Here is a 703-nt window from a genome sequence, read left to right on the forward strand (position 1 = left end):
GTGGGAGCCGGCTTGCCGGCCAGCTACCGCTCGCGCAGGGCCTCCTTGGCCCGGTTCAGCGGTTTGATCAGGTAATCGAGGATGGTTTTCTCGCCAGTGCGGATATCCACCGTGGCAATCATGCCGGGGACAATCGCGAAGTGCTTGCCGGCCTTGTTCCTCAGGCTGTCCTGCTCGGTACGGATGAACACGCGGTAGTAGTAGATTTCCGGTTTCACCTCGTCTTGCAAGGTATCCGGCGAAACACCCACCACCTTGCCATCCAGCCCGCCATACACCGAATAGTCATAGGCACTGATCTTGACCTTGGCCGCCTGGTCCGGGTGGATGAAGGCAATGTCGCGCGGGGCGATGCGGGTTTCGATCAGCAGGCGCTCGTCCATCGGCACGATCTTCATCACCTGGCCACCGGGCTGCACCACGCCGCCCAGGGTGTTCACCTCGATGTCCTTGACGATGCCGCGCACCGGCGAACGCAGGGTCAGGCGGGTGAGCGAGTCGCTGCGCCCGCGGATTACCTCTGACAGGCTGTCGGCCTCGGCGCTGGCCTTGGCCAGCTCCTCCCGGGCGCGCACCAGGTAGTCGGAGCGGGCCTCGTTGGCTTTGAGTTCAAGCTCCGAACGCTGGCGGTTCAGGCGGATGACCTCCACCCGGCTGGAGGCGCCCATTTTCGCCAGGTTTTCGGTGATCTTCAGCTCGCTGC

At 63.7% G+C, this 703-nt stretch carries 1 protein-coding gene; it reads right to left on the reverse strand.

Going from position 1 to position 703, the window contains the following annotated elements; translation table 11 throughout:
• Positions 1-23: 23 nt before the first annotated feature.
• Positions 24-703, reverse strand: a 680-nt coding sequence (locus G1E_RS29220; RefSeq protein ID WP_047149718.1) for an HlyD family type I secretion periplasmic adaptor subunit, incomplete at its 5' end; no start/stop codon positions are given.

It is taken from the genome of Pseudomonas sp. TJI-51, assembly GCF_000190455.2.
Lineage (GTDB): Bacteria > Pseudomonadota > Gammaproteobacteria > Pseudomonadales > Pseudomonadaceae > Aquipseudomonas > Aquipseudomonas juntendi.